Source organism: Syntrophales bacterium (assembly GCA_026417625.1).
GTDB lineage: Bacteria > Desulfobacterota > Syntrophia > Syntrophales > UBA8958 > JAOACW01.
The window spans coordinates 15,164-39,565 of record JAOACW010000010.1; the positions used below are offsets into that span (position 1 = coordinate 15,164).

Sequence of the window (24,402 nt, forward strand, 5' to 3'; positions counted from 1 at the left end):
ATGATTGTTCAGAGCAGGTTGAATCTTGATGAAGGCCCTATCCTCCCCTTGCTTTTAAAGATGAGCTGGCCTTCCATGATGGCTATGTTGTCTCTTGCTATCTACAATATTATGGACACCATCTGGCTCTCATGGATAAACCCTTATGCTGTTGCCGCATTTACAATCACATTCCCTTTACAGATGACCTTGGCAGCCATAGGTATTGGCACTGGAGTGGGTGCCGGCTCACTTGCGGCTCGGATGTTTGGGGCAAAAGACGAAAAAACACACATCATCGCAGGCCAAACAGTTTTTCTCTCAGTAACTATCTCATTACTTGTAATTCTAATAGTTCTCTTTTATGGAAGAGAGCTTCTAACCATATTTGGCGGTGAAGGTATAACCTTAGAGCTTTCCCTCAAATATCTTAACATAAGTATTATTGGTTCCCCATTTTTGCTTCTAATTCTAACTGGTACAAATCTTCTTCGAGCTGAAGGACGACCGGAACTAGCCATGTTTACCATTATAATCTTTACCATAACAGGGGCTGTATGCGATCCACTGTTTATTTTCGGATTGGGCCCTTTTCCTCAAATGGGCATCGTCGGCTCTGCGCTGTCTGCCGTACTAGGACAACTCACAGGTGGACTTCTTTTGCTTTATTTTTTGTCCAACCCTACATCACGATACCAAATGCGGTTACAACATTTACGTCCCAATCTCTACTTAATCAGAGAAATTTACAAAACCGGATTTCCCTCCGTCCTCATGAACCTGCTTGTAAGCGGGGTTATAACCGTTTATACAAACCTTCTTTCACATTACGGCCCGATGGCTCTTGCAACTCTAGGTATATGCTTCAGGGTCAATGGTCTTCTAGTTATGATGCTCTTCGGGATAGGACATGGCGTACTGCCGATCGTGGGTTTCAATTACGGGGCTAAACTTTATAAACGGCTGGTAACAACCATAAAAGTCGCGATTATCAGCTCAACAATTTTCGCCTCCTTCACATCCTTCATCGTACTAATACTAGCTGATTACATCGTTCTTATTTTCACGCAGGAAACCACCCTTTTTGAAATGTCTCGTATCGCCCTTCGCCTGTATATCTCATCCCTTGTATTCGCAGGACCCAGCATCGTTTTGATCAACATGTTCATCGGATTAGGCAAAGGAACTACATCAATGTGGCTCATGTTCATCAGAGACGGCGTATTACTCATACCTTTCCTTTACCTGTTTCAGTTTTGGATGGGATTCTGGGGGATATGGATCGCGCAACCTGTAGCCGCTGCATTAGCTTTTTTAATCATTTACAAACGAGCAAGAATGGAATTGGAAAATTTTAAGCAAATTGCAAATCGTTAATCTTGTGACAGGCCACATAATGCCCCTCCTGAAATTCTCTTAACGGAACCTCTATGAAAAGACAAACATCCTCTCGATAAGGACATCGATTAAAGTAAGGGCATGCAGAGCTATGCATAGCAACATCGTTGAAAAACATCTTTTCTTTTGTTCTTTTCTCCATTCTCTCCATCGAGAATGGAACAGGAACTGAATCCAAAAGTGTTTGTGTATAAGGGTGGAGGGGGTTCATAAACAGAACATCGCTTGTCGCCACTTCCACAATCCTTCCCATATACATAACAGCTACTCTATCGCTAATGAATTTTATAACACTCAGATCGTGAGAAATAAAAAGGTATGTCAGAGAAAATTTTTCCTGAATCTCTTTCATCAAGTTAAGAATCTGCGCCCTTATAGAAACATCTAGAGATGACACAGGTTCATCGGCAATAATAACCTTTGGTTCTAGAATCAATGCCCTGCCTATACACAGCCGCTGTCTCTGTCCTCCACTGAATTCATGAGGATAACGATCCAAAATTTCTCTTGGCAATCCCAGATCTTCTAGGAGAGCATAAACGCGCTCCTTTCTTGATTTATTATCGCCTATTTTATGGACGATTAGAGGTTCCTCTAGAGCCTGTCCGGCCGTTTTCCGAGGATTCAAAGATGCAAAAGGGTCCTGAAAAACAATTTGCACCAACCGTCTGTATCTCTTTAACTCCTCTCCGGTCAAAGTTTCCAAATCCCGACCCTCGAATAAAATCTGACCCGAGGTAGGTTTCTCTAAAAAGGCGGCAATTCTTGCTAGTGTAGATTTACCCGAACCACTCTCACCAACTACTCCAAGAACTTCTCCCTCGAATAGTTGAATATCTACACCATTGAGGGCAAACACTTTTCCTTTTCTGCTGAAAATACCAGTGTTTAAAGGGTATATCTTCCTGAGTTTTCTAGTCTCTAGAATAGAAGAGCTGAACATCCCCAAGCTGTCAGTTTGTTTTCCAGCAACGAACCATATGCCCGTCGCCACAATCTCTAAGAACCTGATTCTCTATTTTACAAGAAAGGGTAACCATAGGGCAACGATCTTGAAAGCGACAACCAACAAACTGGCCAACAATGGACAGTACATATCCATTTATTGTTTTGAGTCGATCTCTTTTCCCATATTTTCTCGTCCAAACGGGTATGGATTCCATTAATCCTATGGTATATGGATGCTTGGGGTTCGAAAACAGTTCTTTAACCACAGCGTATTCAACAACTTCACCAGCGTACATTACTGCTACAGCATCTGCCATCTCAGCGACAATACTCAAATCGTGGGTTATAAGTATAATTCCCAGTTCGGTTTTCTTCTGTATTTCCGCAAGCAAATCTAATATCTGTGCCTGTACAGTTACATCGAGAGCTGTAGTTGGTTCATCAGCTATGAGCATTTTAGGGGTGCATGCAATTGCCATTGCAATCATAACTCTTTGACGCATCCCCCCACTCAACTGATGGGGATAATTCTTTATTCTCTTTTCCGGCATAGAAATACCCACTCGTTTTAGTAGCTCTACGGTTATATCGGTGGCCTCCTTCGAACTTGCTCTACCATGAACTACTAATACCTCTTTTATCTGTTCTCCCACCGTTAAAACAGGATTCAACGCATTCATTGGTTCCTGAAAAATCATGGAGATCTCTTTCCCTCGTATCTCCCTCATAGACCTCTCATCCAGTCGAAGTAAATCTTTATTCTCAAAAAGAACAATTCCCGAAACTATTCTTCCGGCGGGTCTCGGGACCAGCCTGAGGATGGAGAGCGCTAACACTGTTTTTCCACAACCGGACTCTCCTACAACCGCTGTTGTTCCTCCTTTTGTTACTGCAAGATCGACCCCGTCGACAGCACGAACTACACCCCATGGGGTATCAAAATACGTCCTCAGATCATGAATTTCCAATAAAGGTGACGGAAATTCACGTCCCATCGGCCGCTTTTCTTTGCCACTCGGTAATTAATTCCACAAGCAAACGCACTCCTACACCTGATGCCCCTTTGGAAATATAACTTTTACCCTTTGAACGCCAAGCTGTACCCGCAATATCAAGATGAACCCAAGGGACATCACCTACAAAATGTTTGAGAAACAACGCTGCTGTGATTGCGCCTGCTTGCCTACCCCCGGTGTTTTTGACATCTGCAACTTCACTTTTGATGAGTTCCTCATAGGCATTCCAAAGTGGAAGTTCCCATACGAATTCACCCGTTTTTTCACCTGCCATTTTTATCCGACTTTTCAGTCTCTCATCGTTACCAAACATTCCCGTAAGGTCTTCTCCCAAAGCAACCACGCAGGCACCCGTAAGTGTCGCAATATCTATTATTGCCTGTGGTTTAAAACGATGCGCGAATGCAATTGCATCTGCAAGTGTTAGTCTACCCTCCGCATCGGTATTTATCACTTCAATCGTCTTTCCTGATAGAGACTTAAGAATATCACCTGGTTTGAGAGCACCACCTCCCGGTAAATTTTCAGTGGCCGCTATAAGACCAACTACGTTCACAGGAAAAGACAAATCTGACAATGCTCTTATCGTTCCAAGAACTGCGGCAGCACCTGCCATGTCTGATTTCATCTCTTCCATTTTTTCCGCCGACTTGAGAGATAATCCTCCACTGTCAAACGTAAGCCCCTTACCTATAAGGACAATTGGATCCTTATCCTCCCCCACCCCTCTATACTTAACAACTATAAGTTTTGGGGGCTCATGACTTCCCTTTGCTACACCCAAGAATGCATTCATGCCTAATTTTTCAATCTCATCTTTCTCAAGTATCTCAACCTCAACTTCCTTTCTGGACTTAGCAAGATCAATGGCCACATCAGCTAAATCTCTCGGTTTCATAAAATTTGCAGGCATGGACACCAAATCACGGGCAAAGTTTGTGGCTTCACATACTATTTCCGTTTTTCTTACCAGTGCTCTCAATTCGTCTAGAAAACTTTTCGTACCTGAGTAGACTGTAAGTTCCTCAATTTCATGTGTTTTATCTTTATCAGTTGTCTTGAATCTATTGAATGAATAGAACCCTAGACAAACACCTTCAACCAAAGCGACCAAAGCTTCGGCACGGGAAAGTTTACATAGTTCCTCATCAATCTCTGTTCCAACGTTTCTCGCCTTAAGATCTCTTGCTAGATTTACACCTTTGGCAAATACACCTCTTATCTTTTCCAGATCTATCTCGCTTTGTTTCCCCAATCCTACGAGGATTATGCGCTTTGAAAAATGCGAATCTGGCAGGTAAATCACAGCCGTTTCAAGAAACTTTCCCTGAAAATCACCCAGTTCGAGAAAATTACTTATTGAATTTGAAGTTGCATTATCGAAAAGTTTTGCAAACCCGGAGAGAGGGAGGGGATTTTCAGGCAAAGGAATAATAAAAGCATCCACAGGCTTTTCTGGATATAGGAGTGAGGAGACATTTATATTCATACGGGACCTCACTTTTCATAAACATAAAATAAAAAAGGGTTGTTCCCTTTGGGAACAATCCTCAAAATTTTCACATGGAGGCGGCAACCGGATTCGAACCGGTGAATAACGGTTTTGCAGACCGCTGCCTTAGCCGCTTGGCTATGCCGCCCTTTTCTCTGGAGCGGGCGAACGGATTTGAACCGTCGACGTCCACCTTGGCAAGGTGGCACTCTACCGCTGAGTTACGCCCGCTTGAAATTCAATTTTTAATTATAATAGACCTTTCTCTTTGTCAATAGGAAAAAAGTTAAGCCTTAGCAAGCTCAACTGCTTATTTTTTCAACGAGAGATGTCAAAGCTCTCAGATATTCCCCCATTCCGACAAAAAAGATATCATTATGATTTGCACCCATGATCTTAATCAGTACTTTGTCTAGTGCTCCACTTGCTTGAAACAGAGTCTCACCCTCCGAAAAAGGTATAATATGATCGTACTGAGCGTGAATTATCAGGGTGGGCTTCTTAAATAGGGCGATTTTCTCGGTGTGTTTGAATGGGTCTCCCAGTTTTTTTTCAAGTTCTCCCAAACCAAGAACTCGAAGTAGAGAAAAAAAATGGGCAAATCCACTCTCAACAACAAGAGCATCAACCATCTCTTGGTGAACAGAGGCGATTTCTAGTGCAGAAATCGATCCCAGTGATCTACCGTATACAATTATCTTTCTGGAAAAACTCTGTTTTTCCAGAAACTTCAATGTTTGGTTGAACACATCGTTGGAATCCCGCATCATGGAACTTACACTAGGCAATCCTCCTGACCTGCCATAACCTCTGTAATCAATTACTAAAAGATTTGCCCCTGCCTGTTTGAACATCAAAGCAATGTCGTGATAGTCCGCGGCTATTTCACCATTTCCATGGAAAAATAGCACTGTGGGACTCTGAGGCGAAAATATATGAAAGTACCCACAAAGTGCGACTCCGTCAGACATGGTAAACGATACCGACTGGCTTCCCTCTGGTGGTCTTAAATGAGGATATTCAGGTCGTGGATAGAATAAACGGACCAAAATCTCAGGTTTATCAAGTAGCGTGTAATTATCTTTCACCGTCCACCAAAACCTAACGTTTCACTTTTAGCGTACTGTTCCAAAACTTAACCATATAATCAACACCGGAGTAAATGCTGAGTATCAGTGCGAGGTAAAGAATTACTGTACCAACCACATGGGCATTTATTCCAAAAACGGGGTAGTGTATTATTAAAGCTGTTACCGCAACTACCTGACATAGTGTCTTTTTCTTACCCAGCGGACTTGCCTGAATTGTCACTCCTTCTGAAGCGGCAAAACTACGGATCCCATCAACTGCAAAATCTCTAATTATTATGAGAGCGACGATCCAAGCTGGGATTCGCTCTATTGGGATCATAAGTATCATAGCGGTATTTATAACTAACTTATCAGCTATGGGATCAAACAACTTACCCATAGGGGTCACGATATTGTAATACCTGGCCACGTACCCATCGAGAAAATCAGTCAGGTAAACCATTACAAACGCCAGCGCTATGAGGAGACTCGTAATCCTATCCGGAGAAGTAAGCAACAAAAAAAGAACAGGGATAATAAAAAGTCTAAAAAGTGTTATCGCATTTGGTAGATTCAAAATCCTTCTATTTTCAGGACTTATGGGGAGACTGTCGAAATAGTTTTTAAGTCTATCAATCATAAAAACATCACTTCTCTGGCACACGCTTCCAATCAGTTAGAAAGGTTTCTATACCTTTATCTGTCAGAGGATGATTTGCCAATTGCATGAGAACTTTAAATGGAATTGTTGCCACATGAGCCCCCAGTAGAGCTGCCTCCAAAACATGTTGTGGATGACGAACGCTGGAAACTATCACTTCGGTGTTATAGCCGTAACTATTAAAAATCTCTAATGTTTGTTCTACAATCAGCATACCACGATGTCCTACGTCGTCCATTCTACCCACAAAGGGACTCACGTAAGCAGCTCCTGCTTTTGCTGCAAGTAATGCCTGTAGTGGTGAAAACACTAGGGTTTGGTTAACAGGAATACCTTCAGCAGCAAATAGGCGGGTGGCCTTAAGACCTTCCGTCGTTAGTGGGACTTTAATCACCACTTGCTTGCCCATTTTGGCCAATTCTCTACCCTCTTCCAACATACCCTCCGCATCAGAACTTATAACCTCCACACTAACCGGTCCTTCAACAAGAAGAAGAATTTCCCTGATGAGATCTTTAAAACTCTTTCCTTCCTTGGCGATTAGTGTAGGATTGGTTGTCACACCATCAATGAGACCAAGACGTAACCCCTCCTTAATTTCTTCAATATTTGCTGTGTCGAGAAAGAATTTCATGATTACCTCCTGTTCTCAAATGTTCATCAACTTTCTAAAGCTTTCAAGACAACTTAAACTACAAAAGTAGTATCTTTTACCTCCAAAATCAAAGGAGTATGCACTGCTTATAGGTAAATAAGTATGACAATACGGATCCTCAACCAGATCTTCCCCATCGGTGCTTGTCTGTATCGTATAAGGAGGGGTATAATAACTCACCCTATCATGAGGAATAGAGAAGATTAGACGGACCAACCGGTACAGAATGTATAAAAGCAAAACACCAACTATGAGACGAATAATCAACATACTGCACAAGAACCCAGTCTTTGTACTCTCTGGGTCTCCCCAAGCTGGTCAAGCAACTCCTTTACGGTTAAACCAAATACAGGATGAACCAGTCCTGGCTCAATCTCACAGAGAGGCTCCAAAACAAATCTACGTCTGTGGCATTCAGGGTGAGGAATAACTAGTTGTTTTTCTTCAATAATGGCCCTGCCATAAAAAAGGATGTCCAGATCCATATACCGCGGACCCCATTTTATAGCCGTTCTCTCACCAAACGATCTCTCGATTATTTTCAACATGTTAAGTAGCTCTATAGGTTTGAGAGTAGTTGAAACTTTCAATACTCCATTTATGAAATCGTTTTGAGGTACACCTCCTACGGGCGCCGTTAAATACCATGATGACTGGGCTAAACACCTAATCTCTTCAACACGCCTAATAGTTGAAACAGCCTGTTCGCATTGCGCAAGCGGATCACCCAAGTTTGACCCTATACCTATAAACGCAATTTCCGAATCATCGTTTGCCATACTATCTTACCTTTGTCTCAAACCTAAAACATCCTGCATATCGTAAAGGCCATTTTTCTGGTTTACAACCCAGCGCGCCGCCTTTAGTGCACCACGAGCAAAATTGTCACGACTATGCGCCCTGTGAGTGAATTCCAATCTCTCACCATTTGTTACAAACATAACGGTGTGCTCTCCAACTATATCGCCTCCCCTGATGGTCTGGATACCAATTTCCTTCTTTGTTCGCTCACCGATAATACCCCTACGCAAATACACGGCGCATGTCTCCAGATCTCTGCTCAGACTTTTAGCAATGATCTCTGCCATTCGCATCGCCGTACCACTGGGGGCATCCTTTTTGAGGTTATGATGAGCTTCGATTATCTCCACATCATAGTCATCACCAAGTACACTTGCAACCTCGCCTAGTACCTTAAACAACAAGTTCACCCCAACACTCATATTTGGTGAAAGCACACAAGGAACAGAATCCGAAAGCTTCCTTATTTTTTCCATTTCATCCGCGGTGAATCCTGTAGTCCCTATAACAATAGGTTTCCCCTTCTCTGCAGCAACCCCCATATGGTAGACTGAAGCCTGATGATGGGTAAAATCTATGACCACATCTCCGTCATCAATGACTTTACTGATGTCGTCCGCTACCAAAACACCCATCTTACCAAGACCAAGCGCTTCACCCACGTCTTTGCCCACAAGATGATGGTCTTTCCTTTCAACCGCCCCGGCAACCTTCATATCATCAGACGCTGCAATGAGAGAAATTATCCTCCCCCCCATCCGTCCACCTGCACCAGTAACAATGGCCCTGATCATCTTCTGCCTCCTATTTTATGAGTCCATAATTGATCATCGCCTGTCTCAACTTATCATAGTTCGCATCGGAGAGTTTGCAAAGTGGCAGGCGAATCTCGTACTCAATCTTACCCATCATCGCCAATGCTGCCTTTACAGGCGCAGGGTTTGTCTCTATGAAAAGCATATCAATGAGGGGCACCATCTTGTAATGCAACTCTCTTGCCTTATTTATATCACCTGCCTCAAAGGCATCAATCATAGCCGCCATATCTGCGGGCGCTACGTTAGAAATCACAGATATTACGCCGTGGCCACCCAGACACAGCAAGGGGAACGTGAAAAAGTCATCACCAGAAAGAACAGAGAATTTATCCCCACAGAGGGCAATTATGTCATGCATCTGTTTAAGCGAACCTGAAGCTTCTTTCGTTCCAACTATGTTGGGAATCTTCGCCAGACGGGCGAGAGTTTCAGGTAGTAGATTTACGCCGGTTCTACCCGGTATGTTGTATATAATTATCGGTATAGGAACACGTTCGGCAATATACTTATAATGCTGATAAAGTCCCTCCTGTGTAGGACGGTTGTAATAAGGACACACCATTAACGCACCATCAGCACCTACCTCATAGGCATGCCGCGTAAGTCTCAATGCCTCCTCAGTGCTGTTGGAACCAGTTCCCGCTATTACTGGCACTCTCTTCTTAACAGCATCAACGGTAATTTCTATCACCCTATCATGTTCTTCGTGGGAGAGCACGGAGGACTCTCCCGTCGTGCCACAGGGAACTATGCCGTCCGTACCGTTTTCGATCTGAAATTCGATGAGTTCCCTCAATCTCTCTTCGTCAATCTGTCCATTTTTAAAAGGGGTAACAATAGCTACAATAGCTCCTTTAAACATACTTACCCTCCTTCATTTTTTTCAATCTTTACCTAGAAATTTAGGGATAATCTCCCCTCTCACTACGTCCTCATAGGTCTCCCTCTTCCTTATAACGTGAAAATCACGACCAGAAACAAGCACTTCTGCAATTCGTGGTCTAGAATTGTAATTTGATGACATCGAGAATCCGTATGCCCCAGCGCTCATAATAGCCATGAGTTCATCCCTATCAAAACGAGGAATTTGTCTGTTCTTAGCTAGATAATCTGCCGATTCACAAATAGGACCAACAATGTCAGCAACTATACTCTTTCTCCTTTTTTGCACCACTGGCTGAATAGCATGATAGGCATTGTACAAACTTGGGCGCATTAGGTCATTCATACCCGCATCGACAATTATAAAATTCTTTCCCTCTTTCTCCTTCGTATACAGCACCCTTGTCACAAGAATCCCCGCGTTTCCCACAATTACCCTGCCAGGTTCAAAGATAAAAGTAACAGGAAGATCACCAGCAGTTTCAATAATAGCTTGCGCGTACTCCTCAGGATGGGGTGGTTTCTCATCTCCGTAGGTTATACCCAGTCCACCACCAAAATCGAGGAACTTTATGTCAAATCCTTCGTTTTTCAGAATCAAGATCAGCTCTTTCAACTTTTTAAGAGCGTCAACAAAGGGAGATATCTTAACCAACTGAGAGCCGATGTGACAACTAACACCTATTATGTCTAAATTAGCCATTTTCCTAGCTTTTCTATACGCTTTAAGAGACGAAACCACATCAATGCCGAATTTGTTCTCTTTGAGGCCCGTGGATATATAGGGATGAGTTTCAGGGTCCACGTCGGGATTTATCCTAAGGGCAATTCCGGCTTTTTTCCCCATCCTCTTTGCACAGTCATTTATAACTTCCAATTCTTGAAAAGATTCCACATTGAACATAAGAATATCTTTCTCTAACGCTAACTCAATCTCATCCACTCTTTTGCCAACTCCCGAGTAAACCACCTTCTTCGGGTCAACACCAGCCTGCAGCGCCCTATAAAGCTCACCACCCGAAACAATGTCTACCCCACCCCCCTCCTTAATGAAAATCCTGAGGATCGCGATGTTTGAATTTGCCTTTGCAGCAAAACAAACAATATGGGGTATTTTTCTGAAAGCGTTGTCAAAAACGAGGAAATGATTTCTAAGGGTTTGATAACTGTAAAGATAAAAAGGTGTTCCTATTTCGGTTGCTATTCTCGAAACTGGCACCTCTTCACAGTAAAGCTCTCCGTTTACATACTTGAAATCATGCACAGGCCAAACTCCCTGTTCAATGAGTAGTTAATCATTTTCAAAAAATCCCGATTCAACGTCCACTATGTATAAATACGTCCACCCCAATAGATCCAACACAATCATTGAGAATATTGCACAACTAAAGGGCAACCCTTTGAACCTTCCCTCCGCCAACGATCTTCAACGATAATGACTTTTCCAGACCTTTCGGCACCGGATCAGCCTTTTTCCCACAGAACACCAAAAAAAACATTAACATAAATGCTAAAATAAAAAAGAGCGTTCTTCTCTTCATGAAAACAGCTTTCTCTCTTGTTCTTCTATGTAAATCCTCACTTCTTCCGGGGATGTTGAACCCTCGGTTACCTTTCTCCTAACTGAATCATCAGGAGAAAGATTTTTCAAAGCATCCTCATCAAAACAGTTATGGAATTCTTTAAATTCTTTCAAATCCAGTTCTGACAATGACTTTCTTTTTTCCAGACAGTAAGCCACTATTTCTCCAACAATTCTATGGGCATCACGAAAGGGCACACCCTTCATAACGAGGTATTCGGCAATGTCCGTAGCTATTGTAAAACCATAAGCAGCCTCTTTCATCCTTTCTCTGTTTATCTTCATGCCGTTTAGCATCCCTTTTGCGTTTTTAATCGAAGATTTAACTGTATCTACGGTGTCGAAAAGTGGTTCTTTATCCTCTTGCAGATCCCTATTGTACGTCATTGGCAAACCCTTTAGGGTAACAAGTAAAGACACCAAATTTCCGTAAACCCTACCCGTCTTGCCACGAATTAACTCAGCCACATCAGGGTTTTTTTTCTGCGGCATCATGCTACTACCGGTAGAATAGTCGTCAGAGAATTCAACAAATTTGAACTCATCAGTTGACCAGACGATAAGATCCTCGCAAAGGCGACTCAGATGCATCATGATCAAGGCACACGAGAATACGAACTCTACCACAAAGTCACGATCAGCTACGGCATCCATGCTGTTTTTTGTGATTTCCGGAAACTTTAGAATTTTCGCCAGGTATCTCCTGTCAAGGGGAAGATTTGATCCTGCTATAGCCCCCGACCCCAGTGGTAGAACATTAGTCCTCTCTCTACAATTCTCAAGCCTTTCAAGATCACGTGCAAACATACAATCATAAGCCATCAGATAGTGGCTAAAAAGCACAGGTTGAGCCCTTTGCAAATGAGTATATCCCGGCATAACAGTATTCAATTCTCTCTTAGCCAGTTGAATGAGCGTCCTCCTCAAATCTTTGAGTGTAACAATGATCTCATCGATTTCTTCTCTAACAAACAAACGCAAATCGAGGGCAACCTGATCATTACGACTCCTCCCCGTATGAAGTTTTTTCCCGACCTCACCAATACGAGCTATAAGCGCCTTCTCCACAGCCATATGTATATCTTCATCCCCTGGGTCAAAGTTGAATTTTCCCACTTCAATATCTTCAAGAATGGAATCTAACCCGGAGAGAATGATCTTCATTTCATTTTTGTCTATTAAACCCACTCTACACAGCATCTTTGCGTACGCTTTACTTCCGAGGATGTCTTGTCTGTAGAGTCGACGGTCAAAACTTAAAGAAGAGGTGAATATTTCAACCTCCCTTTGCGGTCTCTGAGTAAACCTTCCCCCCCACGGTTTATCTATCGCCATTTTGACCTCATTATTATCATCCCATATTACAACAAACCCGCCGCTTTCAAAGCCTGTATACGCAGCCGCAAAGCGTTTATTTTAATAAACCCAGAAGCATCTCTCTGGTCATAAATTCCTGAATCTTTTTCAAAGGTAGCCACACCCTCACTGTAGAGCGAAAAAGGCGACTTCCTACCAACAACTGTACAGTTACCTTTGTACAGCTTAACCCTAACAGTCCCGGTAACGTTCTCCTGAGTTGAGTCTACGAATTGTTGCAAAACTTTCATTTCAGGGGAAAACCAGAAACCATAATAAACAAGCTGTGCGTATTTTGGCATCAGCGTATCTTTTAAAAACATTACCTCTCTATCAAGTGTGATCGATTCCAGAGCCCTATGTGCAGTCCACAGCACCGTTCCGCCTGGTGTTTCATATACACCCCGGGATTTCATACCAACAAATCTATTCTCCACCATGTCAACTCGACCCACACCGTTTTCACCAGCTATACCGTTAAGGACATCCATCAGTTCTGCCGGGGACAATCTTTGTCCGTTTACGGCTACAGGATTTCCCCTTTCAAAATCAATTTCCAAATAAGTAGGCTTATCAGGTGCCTTTTCCGGTGCCACAGTTAGCACATAAATGTCTTCAGGAGGCTCCATCCAGGGATCTTCTAAAATACCACCCTCATGAGATATATGAAGGGCATTTCTGTCACTACTGTAAGGTTTCTCTCTGCTTACAAGGGGTACAGCTATACCGTGTTTCTCTGCGTACTCCAGTAGAGATTGTCTGGAGTCAAACTTCCAATTTGGATCTTTCCAGGCAGCGATAATCTTAATCTGTGGAGCTAAAGCTATGTACGTCAGCTCAAAACGCACCTGGTCGTTACCCTTTCCAGTAGCCCCATGACATACAGCATCCGCCCCCTCCATCTTCGCTATCTCGATTTGCTTTTTAGCAATTAGAGGACGGGCAAGAGACGTGCCTAGTAGATACATCCCTTCATATACCGCATTTGCTCTCATGGCGGGAAATACATAATCACGGACAAACTCTTCCCTTAAATCCTCTATGTAAACTTTACTAGCACCTGTGGCTAAGGCCCTTTCCCTTATCCCGTTGAGTTCTTCCTTCTGTCCCACATCCGCTACAAAAGCAACAACTTCACAGTCGTAAGCTTCTATAAGCCACCTGAGAATGACAGATGTGTCCAAGCCACCAGAATATGCCAGTACCACTTTCATCTTTTCATGTTTCATAAATTGTCCTCCGTCAGAAGCATTTCCAGAATAGCCTTCTGCATATGCAGGCGATTCTCGGCCTGATCAAGCACCACGGAATGTCTACCATCAAGAACATCGGAGGTTATTTCTTCGCCTCTATGAGCGGGTAAACAGTGCATGATCATAACATCCCGAGAGGCGTATGTTAGCAACTTAGAATTAACCTGGTACGACTGAAAAACCTGTATTCGTTTTTCATATTCTTCCTCTTTACCCATACTCGTCCAAACATCAGTATAAATTACATCAACATCCTGAACAGCTTCTTTAGGATCTCTACAAAGGACTATACCCTCTATAGCTTCACGTTGGGCCCTTCGAAAAATTTCTTGATCAGGTTCATACCCTTGGGGACACGCAATCCGAACATGAATGGGCAATATCGTTGCTACATTTAACCAAGAGTTTGCCACATTGTTACCATCCCCGATAAAGGCCAACTTCAACTTTTCATATGAACCCTTTTTTTCAACAATAGTAAATACATCACTTAACACCTGACAGGGATGCAAAAGATCTGTCAAACCGTTGATAACGGGTATGGTTGCATGTCTTGCGAATTCCTCTATAATCTCCTGAGCAAATGTTCTTATCATAATGGCATCCAAGTAGCGCGACATTACCCGCGCAGTATCAGCTATACTCTCCCCCCTTCCCATCTGAGTATCTCGACTGTTCATATAAATGGCATTTCCACCCATTTGAATCATAGCAACCTCAAAAGACAATCTCGTTCTTGTGGATGCCTTTTCGAATATCATACCCAAAACTTTTCCCTTTAAGGGCTTATACTCCCTCTTTTCTCGAAACCACTTCTTAAGCGTTCTAGCCCTCTCCACAAGATAATCAAATTGGGCTCGATTTAAATCTCGCTCACTCAAAAGATGTTTCATACCTTTTACTCAAGGGCCTGTTGAAGAACAGACACTGCTCTGTTACAATCACTCTCACTAATTATAAGAGGGGGAACAAGACGCACAACAGATGGACCCGCAGCTGCTACAAGCAGGCCTTTTCTAAAGCATTTTTCTACAACGCTAAACGCATCTCCATCTATTTCCACACCTATTAGAAGACCTAAACCTCTTACTTCTTTTACAATCCCATTTTTCTTCTGTAAGGAGGTGAGGCAATCCTTAAGGTAAATTCCCATTTTTCTTGCGTTTTCCACCAAGTTTTCCCGTATAAGCGTCTCTAATGTAGCTTTTGCCGCCGCCATAGCTAGAGGGTTACCCCCAAAAGTTGAGGCATGACTGCCCGGCTCAAAAGCTGAAGCTACCTTTTCTGTAGCAAGTACAGCACCGACAGGAAAACCGTTACCCAAAGCTTTGGCTAATGTTAATATATCAGGAGTTACCCCACTGTGTTCGTAAGCGAACAACTTCCCCGTTCGACCCATTCCAGTCTGAACCTCATCAAGTATCATGAGAACACCCTTCTCATCACATAGCTCTCTGACTTCCCTTAAGTAACCTTCATCAGGAACTTGAACACCTCCTTCAGCCTGTACTGGTTCTAACATTACTGCACATGTCTTATCCGTAATTGCATTACGGAGAGCGTTCACATCATTGAATATCACATAACGGAACCCAGTAGGCAATGGCTCGAACCCACGATGAAACTTATCTTGTCCTGTAGCAGCTAGAGTAGCCAGTGTCCTCCCATGGAAAGACCCTTTCATTGTGATAATCTCGTACTTCCCACCCAGTATCTCGTTACCGTATTTGCGTGCCAGTTTAATAGCTCCTTCATTGGCCTCTGCACCACTATTGCAGAAAAACACACGATCGGCGAACGAATGGGTAACTATAATCTCAGCTAATCTTATCTGAAGCTCGTTATGATAAAGGTTAGATACATGGCACAGTTCAGAGGCCTGCTCCTTTATAGCCTCAACTACAGTAGGATGGCAGTGACCGAGGCTGCAAACCGCAATACCCGCAACAAAATCCAAGTATTCATTACCCTCGATGTCCCATACTCTTGCACCAAACCCCTTCACAAGAACGACAGGAGTTCGCTTGTAAGTATTCATCAGATAAAGATCCGAAATTTTTATCAGCTCCTCGTTCTTCACATTACTATCTCCGTTCCAATTCCTTTGTCAGTGAATATTTCAAGTAGTATGGCGTGTTTGAGTCTCCCATCTATGATATGAGCCTTACCAACGCCACTCCTCAATGCCTTTAAACAGGATTTTATTTTGGGAAACATTCCACCGGAAATGGTACCATCCTCAATCAACCTTAAAGCCTGTTCATTGTTCATGGTGTGAATGAGTTTTTTGTTTTTATCCATAACACCAGCCACATCGGTTAATATTATTAGTTTCTCTGCCTTTAGAGTCGCGGCTACGGCACTCGCCACAACATCGGCATTTATATTATAGGTTTCTCCATTTTCGCCCACACCTGTGGGCGCAATTACCGGTATGAAACCACTACTCACAAGTGAAAGTATCAAACTTCCATTAATCTCCTTAACCTTCCCCACTAAACCTAAATCAATAATTTCAGGTGGTGTATTTTTTGCCTTCTCGGAGGTAAGATAATATTTTTCACCTTTTATTAGATTACCATCTTTCCCACTTAAACCTACGGCTTTGCCACCGTGGCGGTTTATAAGACCTACAATATCTTTGTTCACCCTTCCCACCAAAACCATTTCCACGATATCCATCGTTTCTTCGTCAGTAACTCTCATACCTTGAATGAACTTCGATTCCTTACCCAATGTTTTAAGCAAATCTCCAATCTGAGGTCCCCCTCCGTGAACAATCACAGGATGAATACCTATATACTTCATCATGACCACATCCTGGGCGAAGAGATCCTTCAGTTCTCCATCTACCATAGCATGGCCACCGTATTTTATCACCACAACGCGATCGTAAAATCTTTTTATGTACGGAAGCGCTTCCAAAAGAACGTTTGCTCTCTCCACTGATGCTTGAATATCTTCCATTTCTTTATGCTCTCCTTAAAGTACGTACCTGCTTAGATCCTCGTCTTCGATTATATCCGCAAGTTTCTCCTCAACGTAAGCAGCATCGATTACAATATTCTTCTCCTCGAGATCAGGTGCATTAAATGATACATCCTCAAGAAGGGTTTCCATTATGGTGTAAAGGCGCCTTGCACCTATGTTTTCCGTCCTTTCATTTACCATTGCAGCCATCTCCGCTATTTTTTCGATAGCGTCCTGAGTGAACTGAAGATTTATACCTTCGGTGGAAAGCATCTGTACGTACTGCTTTATCAATGCATTGTGGGGTTCTGTGAGGATCCTGACAAATTCCTCCTTACCTAAAGGAGCGAGTTCCACCCTTATAGGGAATCTACCTTGAAGCTCAGGAATGAGATCTGATGGTTTACTCGAAGTAAAGGCACCTGCGGCTATGAAAAGTATATGATCTGTTTTCACCATACCGTACCTTGTATTTACTGTAGATCCCTCCACAATAGGCAGCAAATCCCGTTGCACACCTTCCCTAGACACATCAGGTCCATGCGGTGAATCGGAACCAACTATTTTATCGATTTCATCAAGAAAGATAATACCAGATTGCTCCACCCGATCTATCGCCGTTTTTATAACCTTGTCCATATCCACTAGCTTCTGTACTTCTTCCTGTGCAAGCAGTTCTAGCGCCTCAGGTACTTTCACTTTTGTTTTTTTCTTCTTTTGAGGGAAAATGTTGCCTAACATTTCTCTAATATTTAGACCTAGATCCTCAATCCCCGCAGTGGAAAAAATCTCTATCATAGGACCAGGACGATTCTCAGTTATTTCGATTTCCACCTGACGATTATCCAGTTTCCCCTCCCTCAAAAGTTTTCTCAATTTTTCCCGAGTACTATCCTGCTGAAGCGCTCTTATGTCATCATCGTAGTGCTCCTGCTTTTGAAAACTTACAAACTCAGAAACTGATCTCTCAATAGGTTTCGGAGGAAGAAGAATGTCCAACAAACGCTCCTCTGCCAATTCTGCAGCTTTACCTTTAACTTTTTCCTGCTCTTCCGCTTTGACGATGTTAATAGCAATATCAACAAGGTCCCTTATCATGGACTCCACATCTCGCCCTACATAACCTACCTCTGTAAACTTCGAGGCTTCTACCTTGAGAAATGGGGAATTGTCTAGCTTAGCCAGTCTTCTTGCTATCTCTGTTTTTCCTACACCTGTAGGCCCTATCATAATTATGTTTTTAGGGGCAATCTCTTCGGCCATCTCCTTCGGAAGATTCTGCCTACGCCAGCGATTTCTTAGGGCAATTGCCACTGCCCTCTTAGCATCATCCTGGCCAATTATGTATTTGTCCAACATTTCAACGATACGACGCGGCGTGAGATCCTTCGAAGACATAACTAGAGATCCAGTTCCTCAACCGTTATATTGTCATTGGTGTAGATGCATATTTCAGAAGCAGTTTTAACCGCCTCTTTTGCGATTTCTGGCGCGGATAGATTGGAATGACGGACAAGAGCCCTTGCAGCAGCAAGAGCATAAGGCGCCCCAGAACCTATAGCCATAACCTCATCGTCTGATTCAATAACATCACCATTACCAGAGATCATTAGAAAGTGATCTTTGTTAACTGCAATCATCAATGCCTCAAGGTGTCTCAACACCCGATCCGTCCTCCAATCCTTCGTTAACTCCACAGCAGCCCTGAGCAAATTCCCGTTGTACTGTTCTAGCTTCGCGTCGAAACGATCGAAAAGAGTAAATGCATCCGCCGTTGCACCTGCAAAACCCACGATCACCTGATTGTGATACAGACGGCGGACTTTCCTAGCCCCATGTTTCATAATTGTTACATCAAAAGTTACCTGACCATCACCAGCAACTGCCACTTTTCCACGATGGCGAACTGCAACTATTGTGGTTCCGTATATCTTCATTACAGTTTCTCCCTTAATGCGCCCTGGGGTGAGCCTTATCGTAAATTGACATGAGATGATCTACACTGACAGACGTGTATTTTTGCGTAGTCGAGAGCTTTTCATGGCCAAGCATTTCCTGAATTGTTCTCAGATCAGCTCCCATATCGAGCAGATGAGTGGCGAAAGAATGGCGAAACGCATGAGGGCTCACCTTTTTTTCCAGACCTCTCAATCTTATATAACGATCAACTATACGCTGCACAGTCCTAGCACTTATACGCCTACCCCGTCCACCGACGAACAAAGGATCAGAATCTCGATTCTCTCCACTGTTCAGTACACCCCTCGCTCCAAGGTATTCATCTATTGCCCGAAGCGCAGGGCTTCCCACCGGAACAACCCTTTCTTTACCCCCCTTACCCTTAACTTTAATCATTCCTTTTGCAAAATCCACATCCCCAATGTTAAGTTCTACGAGTTCACTAAGTCTGATGCCCGATGAATACAGTAATTCCAGGAGTGCTCTATCCCGTTTACCCATCCTGTTGTTAGGAAAAGCACCATCAAGTAAACAAAATATCTCATCAACTGAGAGCAATCTGGGAATTTTTTTTTCAACTTTTGGTGTAGTTATTGTTCCTGCGGGATCTCTGGATATTTTCCCCTTTCCATTAAGGAATCTGAAAAATGTCCTTATCGCTGCAAGTTTCCTGTTTATAGAGGCTCTTTTTAACCCCCGACGGTGTAGATCGGCAAGAAAAAACCTCACTGTTGATGTGTCCACCTTGGACAAATCTCCGATGGAATTTACCTCAAGAAACTTGAAGAACTGCCCAACATCTGAAACATACGCCTTTAATGTGTTTCCCGAAGAATTCTTCGCCGTTTTAAGATACGTGTGGAATTCACTTAGTAAAATATCCACAACAGTGCACCGAAATTCAGGATTGCAAACTACATTTTGTATTTTCCAAAGTCCTCAGGCGACAAATTCTCAAGAAACTCTTTCAGCTTTTCTTCTTTCATCTTTTCCAAATCCGTTGTTTTTTCAGCAAAATCCACATTTCTCGACTTTTCAATAACAGTCTCTTCAGCGTATATGGGTGCCCCGGCACGCAGCGCTAGAGCTATAGCATCACTTGGTCGAGCATCGATTGCTATAACCTCACCATCTTTTGACAAAAAAATGTTGGCATAAAAGGTGTTGTTTCTCAAATCGTTGATCTCTATTTTCAGAACATTTATGCCTGTACTCTTCAATATCTCGTTCAAAAGATCATGCGTCATGGGCCTCGAAAAAGTAATTCCTTCCAGTTTAGTGGCGATGGCACTGGCTTCAAACAACCCAATCCATATGGGAAGCACTTTTTTTTCCTCAAGATCCTTCAGTATAACAATAGGTGTCCCCGTTACTGGATCCAGTGTTATTCCCGCTACTCTCATTTCTATCATCATATTTCTCTCCTCAAATAATTTCTCCTCTCAGTGAATGGAGAAACGCTTCAGTTATTCTTACATTCAACAATTTTCCCCTAAGCTGGGCGTCTCCTGGAAAGTTCACTATCTTGTTCTGCCTCGTTCTTCCCGTAACCTCTTTAGGATCGTTCTTGCTCGTACCCTCCACAAGTACTTCTACAACACGTCCTTCCCATGCCTTATTGCGCTCCATTGTATGACTGTCCTGAAGTTTCTGAAGCATGGAAAGCCGCCTACTTTTCGCCTCCTCGGGAACTTGATCATCCAGAGAAGCCGCAGCTGTCCCTTCCCTTCTTGAATACTTGAAAGAAAATAGGTTGTCAAACTTGATTTTTTCCATGAGGTCCAACGTAAGCTCGAAATCTTTCTCTGTTTCTCCAGGAAACCCAACAATCACATCCGACGATATCGCAATTTCTGGGCACACATCGCGCAACCTATTAACTTTGTCCAAATAGTCCTCGCGTGTATACTTTCTATTCATCCTCTCCAGTATCCTGTTGGACCCTGACTGCACTGGGAGATGTATATGTTCGCAAAGAGGATGCAATTTACCGAAACAGTTTATCAGCTCGGCCGAAAGATCCTTAGGATGGGATGTAGTAAACCTTAAACGTTCTAAACCTTCTACCTCGCAGATTCGCTTCAGCAAACCTACGAAGGTTTCCCTCTCCCCTAAATCACTACCGTAAGAATTCACATTCTGACCGAGAAGGGTAACCTCCTTCACTCCATGTTTGACGAGGAAACGTACTTCATCAACTATATCCCTCCAAGGACGGCTCATTTCTCTTCCCCGCAGATACGGAACAACACAGAACGTACAGAAGTTATTGCAACCTTGCATAATTGTAACGAAGGCCGTAACTTTTCCGTCCACAGGACAAGCTACATTTCTCACAGCAGGAAGTGTGTCGTAGAGCTCCGTTTTTACCACTTTACTCTTATTTTCTTGCACCTCAGCTATCACGTCCGGCAACTTATGAATGTTTTGCGTTCCGAGGACAAAATCAAGATGGGGCATCCTTTCCAAAAAAGAATAACCAAGTTTTTGTGCGAAACATCCACTAACCCCCACAATCAAACGATGATTTCTCTTCTTCAGATATTGAAAACGACCCAGAAGACTCAAAGCTTTTTGCTCTGCCTTTTCGCGAATGGCACATGTATTTACAATAATCAAATCCGCTCTCCTGGGATCATCAGCACACTTGTACCCCATATCTGCCAATAATGCAGCCATTTTCTCAGAATCCTGAACGTTCATTTGACAACCAAAAGTGTGTATAAAAAAGGATCTCACCATAGTTCAATTAATAATAATACTTTGGATATTTTAACATACTATTATAGCACTTCTTTCAAGTCAATAGGTTCTATAGATGCTTAACTCGATGAGTTTTTATGACGGATCTTGTACAGATAAGTAGCTAAGAGATGGAATACCGTAATTTCCTAGGGCTCCCTTATTTGTAGATATCTTTTTATGTCCGCTAGTCTTTTTTCCTTTATGCCACGTATTGCAAGAAGTTCGGACATTGAAGAGAACTTTCCTTTTTTTTCTCTCATTTCTATGATCCTCTTTGCCGTTACCTCTTTAATCCCCGGGACAAGAATCAGATCTTGGTATGATACATTGTTTATATCAAGTGGAATGCCGAGAGCAAGTTTTTTAGTTGCTGACATCTCACCGATCATAACCTGTCCATTTTCCAGTGAAATGAGCGTACCGTCTCTTAAAGAAAAAGTTAGGACATTCAAGTCACACGGCCAATCCTTACATAGATCCAAGTCATTGAAAAACGTAAACAACGTCGTATTCGGATGGACACAATAAATCCCTTCCAGCTCATCAATCCCTCTTAGCTCCACAGCAACACAATTTTTGTTAAACTTTGCGTACTTGAGATCGATCCCTGAGAAATCACGCTTGAAACAAGTGTCTGCAACAACCGTAACTATAGTACTTATAAAAAGGATATAAACCAGACCCTCAATCTGTTTATAGATAGTGATTTGACGGTTCTCTCTCAAGATTCCTTATCAAGCTCGAAAGCATCATGGAGGGCCATAACGGCAAGTTCCGTGTACTTTGCCTGTATCACACAGGAAATTTTAATCTCAGATGTGCTTATCATCAGTATGTTTATCCCTTCTTTGGCAAGTGTGGCAAACATCTTTGCCGCCACTCCAGCATGACTCACCATCCCTACCCCGATAATCGATACCTTTGCCACATTGTCGTCAATCTCAACTCCCGTGGCTCCTATATCTTTAGCCACCTCACCCACCAGACGAGCGGCTTCACGCACGTCTTTCCTGGAAACTGTAAAACTGAGATCCGTAAAGTTATCAACACTTGCATTCTGAATGATCATGTCCACAACTATATTATGCTCAGCCAGAGGGGTAAAAAGACGAGCCGCAATGCCTGGTCTGTCTGGCACATGCATTACGGTAATTTTCGCCTGATCACGATCGTATGTAACACCAGAAACAACAACCTTCTCCATATCTTTATCCTCCTTGGTTACAAGCGTTCCTCCGTCATCGTTAAAAGATGATTTTACATATATAGGCACCTGATACTTCTTGGCGAGTTCCACCGAGCGAGGATGAAGCACCTTTGCACCAGCTCTAGCCATTTCCAACATTTCATCGTAAGATATACGTTTGAGTCTCCTCGCTTTGTGGTAAACGTTAGGATCAGTGGTATACACCCCATCAACGTCCGTATATATGTAACACATATCCGCATGTAGGGCAGCAGCAAGAGCAACCGCACTTGTGTCCGATCCTCCCCTTCCCAGAGTGGTAATGTTGTTCTCTAAATCAACCCCCTGAAACCCTGCTACTACCACTATTGTTCCCTTTGCCAGTTCATCACGGATTTTCTCAGTATCTATCTTGAGAATTCTTGCTTTCGAAAATGATTGGTCCGTAAGAATTTTTACCTGATATCCGAGAAAAGATTTAGCTTTGTAACCCATATCGTTCAAAACGATGGCCAGGAGAGAAACTGCAACCTGTTCTCCTGTGGCTACCAGGCAGTCTAATTCCCTCTGATTGGGGGGATTATTGGCCGCCTGATGGGCCAAGTTTATCAGACGGTCCGTTTCACCAGCCATTGCAGATACAACAACAACAATGTCATTTCCCAACTCTTTTTCCCTTATAACCCTTCTTGCTACATTTTTGATCCTATCGATGTCCCCAACGGAGGTTCCCCCATACTTATGAACAACAAGACCCATACTTTAACATTATCCTCCTAAATAGATGTCTTGTATTAATCGCTTTACATTATCTGTTTTACCAGAGATAATCAAATCTCTGCTGTTCTCATCAATATAAATTAGCTCAACGTATATTGCATTTTCAGGGAGAATACTTATTATCTTTTCTGCCCATTCAATAACTACAACACCTTCACCATAAAAATACTCTTCATAACCTACATCTTCAAGTGCACGGTGATTATCCAGTCGGTAAACATCAAAATGATAAAGAGGTAATCTGCCAGGGTATTCGTTGATGAGGGTAAATGTAGGACTCGCAATTGGATAAATATCAGGCACGTTAAGACCTCGAGCTATACCAGACGTAAGAAGAGTCTTCCCCGTTCCAAGTTCCCCTATGAGCGCAATAATATCGCCCTTTTCCATTCTGGATCCTATTTTCTTTCCTATCTCAAATGTGTCCCCGGGACTGGCTGAGAAGATGGCTACTCTAAACTTTTCTCCAATCATGCTTCTAGTATCACCATTGCCACTGCAAATTCCTCTGTGTGGGTCAAACTTAAATGTATAAATGAAACACCGCTCTGCTCCACTATCATTGAAGCTCTTCCGTAAAATACAAGAAAAGGTTTACCTCTCTCATCTCTCATCACCTCAATTTCTCTCAAACTGATGCCGCTTGAGAACCCCTTTCCTAAAGCTTTCATGAAGGACTCTTTAGCTGCAAAGCGGGCTGCATAATGAACCGCAGGACGTTTTCGACTTCTGCAGTATCTTATCTCATTCTCTGTAAAAACTCTCTCAACAAATTTTTCACCCCAGTGAGCGATAATTCTATCTATTTTACGTACACTTACAATGTCTATCCCACTGCCCACTATCATAAC

The 24,402-nt window shown here is 42.8% G+C and carries 25 protein-coding genes and 2 tRNA genes; 1 reads left to right on the forward strand and 26 read right to left on the reverse strand.

The window, feature by feature from the left end:
• Positions 1 to 75: 75 nt before the first annotated feature.
• The gene (locus N2317_07200; protein ID MCX7817280.1) at positions 76 to 1,356 is read left to right on the forward strand and encodes an MATE family efflux transporter; all 1,281 of its coding nucleotides are present in this window, start codon (positions 76 to 78) and stop codon (positions 1,354 to 1,356) included.
• Here N2317_07200 and N2317_07205 read toward each other — a convergent pair.
• From N2317_07205 to acpS, 26 genes are all read right to left on the reverse strand, one after another.
• Positions 1,334 to 2,371, reverse strand: a complete 1,038-nt coding sequence (locus N2317_07205) for an ATP-binding cassette domain-containing protein (GenBank protein MCX7817281.1) — start codon at positions 2,369 to 2,371, stop codon at positions 1,334 to 1,336. The two genes, N2317_07200 and N2317_07205, sit on opposite strands and share 23 nt — an antisense overlap.
• Positions 2,331 to 3,320, reverse strand: a complete 990-nt coding sequence (locus N2317_07210; GenBank protein MCX7817282.1) for an ABC transporter ATP-binding protein — start codon at positions 3,318 to 3,320, stop codon at positions 2,331 to 2,333. The genes N2317_07205 and N2317_07210 overlap by 41 nt, the downstream gene beginning before the upstream one ends.
• Complete coding sequence (locus N2317_07215; GenBank protein MCX7817283.1) at positions 3,310 to 4,830, reverse strand: leucyl aminopeptidase; 1,521 nt, start codon at positions 4,828 to 4,830, stop codon at positions 3,310 to 3,312. The genes N2317_07210 and N2317_07215 overlap by 11 nt, the downstream gene beginning before the upstream one ends.
• A gap of 75 nt (positions 4,831 to 4,905) precedes the next feature.
• Positions 4,906 to 4,981: transfer RNA gene (locus tag N2317_07220), tRNA-Cys, on the reverse strand.
• 8 nt (positions 4,982 to 4,989) lie between these two features.
• Positions 4,990 to 5,064: transfer RNA gene (locus N2317_07225), tRNA-Gly, on the reverse strand.
• 71 nt (positions 5,065 to 5,135) lie between these two features.
• Positions 5,136 to 5,921 carry an alpha/beta fold hydrolase gene (locus N2317_07230; protein ID MCX7817284.1) on the reverse strand — a complete coding sequence of 262 codons (786 nt, stop codon included), beginning with the start codon at positions 5,919 to 5,921 and terminating at the stop codon, positions 5,136 to 5,138.
• A 13-nt stretch (positions 5,922 to 5,934) separates the two neighbouring features.
• The gene (gene pgsA, locus N2317_07235; protein ID MCX7817285.1) at positions 5,935 to 6,543 is read right to left on the reverse strand and encodes a CDP-diacylglycerol--glycerol-3-phosphate 3-phosphatidyltransferase; all 609 of its coding nucleotides are present in this window, start codon (positions 6,541 to 6,543) and stop codon (positions 5,935 to 5,937) included.
• A gap of 7 nt (positions 6,544 to 6,550) precedes the next feature.
• Complete coding sequence (gene fsa / locus N2317_07240; protein ID MCX7817286.1) at positions 6,551 to 7,198, reverse strand: fructose-6-phosphate aldolase; 648 nt, start codon at positions 7,196 to 7,198, stop codon at positions 6,551 to 6,553.
• 284 nt (positions 7,199 to 7,482) lie between these two features.
• Positions 7,483 to 7,998 (reverse strand): 2-amino-4-hydroxy-6-hydroxymethyldihydropteridine diphosphokinase, encoded by a 516-nt coding sequence (gene folK, locus N2317_07245; GenBank protein MCX7817287.1) that lies wholly within the window; start codon positions 7,996 to 7,998, stop codon positions 7,483 to 7,485.
• A gap of 6 nt (positions 7,999 to 8,004) precedes the next feature.
• Positions 8,005 to 8,814, reverse strand: a complete 810-nt coding sequence (gene dapB, locus N2317_07250) for a 4-hydroxy-tetrahydrodipicolinate reductase (protein ID MCX7817288.1) — start codon at positions 8,812 to 8,814, stop codon at positions 8,005 to 8,007.
• A gap of 10 nt (positions 8,815 to 8,824) precedes the next feature.
• Positions 8,825 to 9,700, reverse strand: coding sequence for a 4-hydroxy-tetrahydrodipicolinate synthase (gene dapA / locus N2317_07255; GenBank protein ID MCX7817289.1), 876 nt, complete (start codon positions 9,698 to 9,700; stop codon positions 8,825 to 8,827).
• 21 nt (positions 9,701 to 9,721) lie between these two features.
• Complete coding sequence (gene lysA, locus N2317_07260) at positions 9,722 to 10,984, reverse strand: diaminopimelate decarboxylase (GenBank protein ID MCX7817290.1); 1,263 nt, start codon at positions 10,982 to 10,984, stop codon at positions 9,722 to 9,724.
• A 273-nt stretch (positions 10,985 to 11,257) separates the two neighbouring features.
• Entirely contained in the window at positions 11,258 to 12,637 is a 1,380-nt protein-coding gene (argH, locus tag N2317_07265) for an argininosuccinate lyase (protein MCX7817291.1), read from the reverse strand.
• A gap of 26 nt (positions 12,638 to 12,663) precedes the next feature.
• The gene (locus tag N2317_07270) at positions 12,664 to 13,887 is read right to left on the reverse strand and encodes an argininosuccinate synthase (protein ID MCX7817292.1); all 1,224 of its coding nucleotides are present in this window, start codon (positions 13,885 to 13,887) and stop codon (positions 12,664 to 12,666) included.
• Positions 13,884 to 14,804: an ornithine carbamoyltransferase gene (gene argF, locus N2317_07275; protein ID MCX7817293.1), complete on the reverse strand. Its 921-nt coding sequence runs from the start codon at positions 14,802 to 14,804 to the stop codon at positions 13,884 to 13,886. Before argF ends, N2317_07270 begins: the two co-directional genes overlap by 4 nt.
• Positions 14,805 to 14,809: 5 nt before the next feature.
• Positions 14,810 to 15,991: an acetylornithine transaminase gene (locus tag N2317_07280; protein MCX7817294.1), complete on the reverse strand. Its 1,182-nt coding sequence runs from the start codon at positions 15,989 to 15,991 to the stop codon at positions 14,810 to 14,812.
• A complete protein-coding gene (argB, locus tag N2317_07285; GenBank protein MCX7817295.1) occupies positions 15,988 to 16,878 on the reverse strand; it encodes an acetylglutamate kinase in 891 nt (296 codons plus the stop codon). Before argB ends, N2317_07280 begins: the two co-directional genes overlap by 4 nt.
• Positions 16,879 to 16,893: 15 nt before the next feature.
• Positions 16,894 to 18,279: an ATP-dependent protease ATPase subunit HslU gene (gene hslU, locus N2317_07290; protein MCX7817296.1), complete on the reverse strand. Its 1,386-nt coding sequence runs from the start codon at positions 18,277 to 18,279 to the stop codon at positions 16,894 to 16,896.
• Positions 18,280 to 18,281: 2 nt separating this feature from the next.
• On the reverse strand, positions 18,282 to 18,818 hold the full coding sequence (hslV, locus tag N2317_07295) for an ATP-dependent protease subunit HslV (protein ID MCX7817297.1): 537 nt from the start codon (positions 18,816 to 18,818) through the stop codon (positions 18,282 to 18,284).
• Between the two features lie 13 nt (positions 18,819 to 18,831).
• Positions 18,832 to 19,725: a tyrosine recombinase XerC gene (gene xerC / locus N2317_07300; GenBank protein ID MCX7817298.1), complete on the reverse strand. Its 894-nt coding sequence runs from the start codon at positions 19,723 to 19,725 to the stop codon at positions 18,832 to 18,834.
• A 29-nt stretch (positions 19,726 to 19,754) separates the two neighbouring features.
• Complete coding sequence (locus N2317_07305; GenBank protein MCX7817299.1) at positions 19,755 to 20,255, reverse strand: bifunctional nuclease family protein; 501 nt, start codon at positions 20,253 to 20,255, stop codon at positions 19,755 to 19,757.
• Between the two features lie 10 nt (positions 20,256 to 20,265).
• On the reverse strand, positions 20,266 to 21,582 hold the full coding sequence (gene miaB / locus N2317_07310) for a tRNA (N6-isopentenyl adenosine(37)-C2)-methylthiotransferase MiaB (protein MCX7817300.1): 1,317 nt from the start codon (positions 21,580 to 21,582) through the stop codon (positions 20,266 to 20,268).
• A gap of 149 nt (positions 21,583 to 21,731) precedes the next feature.
• Entirely contained in the window at positions 21,732 to 22,310 is a 579-nt protein-coding gene (locus N2317_07315; protein MCX7817301.1) for a helix-hairpin-helix domain-containing protein, read from the reverse strand.
• Complete coding sequence (locus tag N2317_07320; protein MCX7817302.1) at positions 22,307 to 23,530, reverse strand: aspartate kinase; 1,224 nt, start codon at positions 23,528 to 23,530, stop codon at positions 22,307 to 22,309. The genes N2317_07315 and N2317_07320 overlap by 4 nt, the downstream gene beginning before the upstream one ends.
• A gap of 9 nt (positions 23,531 to 23,539) precedes the next feature.
• The gene (gene tsaE / locus N2317_07325) at positions 23,540 to 24,025 is read right to left on the reverse strand and encodes a tRNA (adenosine(37)-N6)-threonylcarbamoyltransferase complex ATPase subunit type 1 TsaE (protein ID MCX7817303.1); all 486 of its coding nucleotides are present in this window, start codon (positions 24,023 to 24,025) and stop codon (positions 23,540 to 23,542) included.
• Positions 24,022 to 24,399: a holo-ACP synthase gene (acpS, locus tag N2317_07330; protein MCX7817304.1), complete on the reverse strand. Its 378-nt coding sequence runs from the start codon at positions 24,397 to 24,399 to the stop codon at positions 24,022 to 24,024. Before acpS ends, tsaE begins: the two co-directional genes overlap by 4 nt.
• Between the last annotated feature and the right edge of the window lie 3 nt (positions 24,400 to 24,402).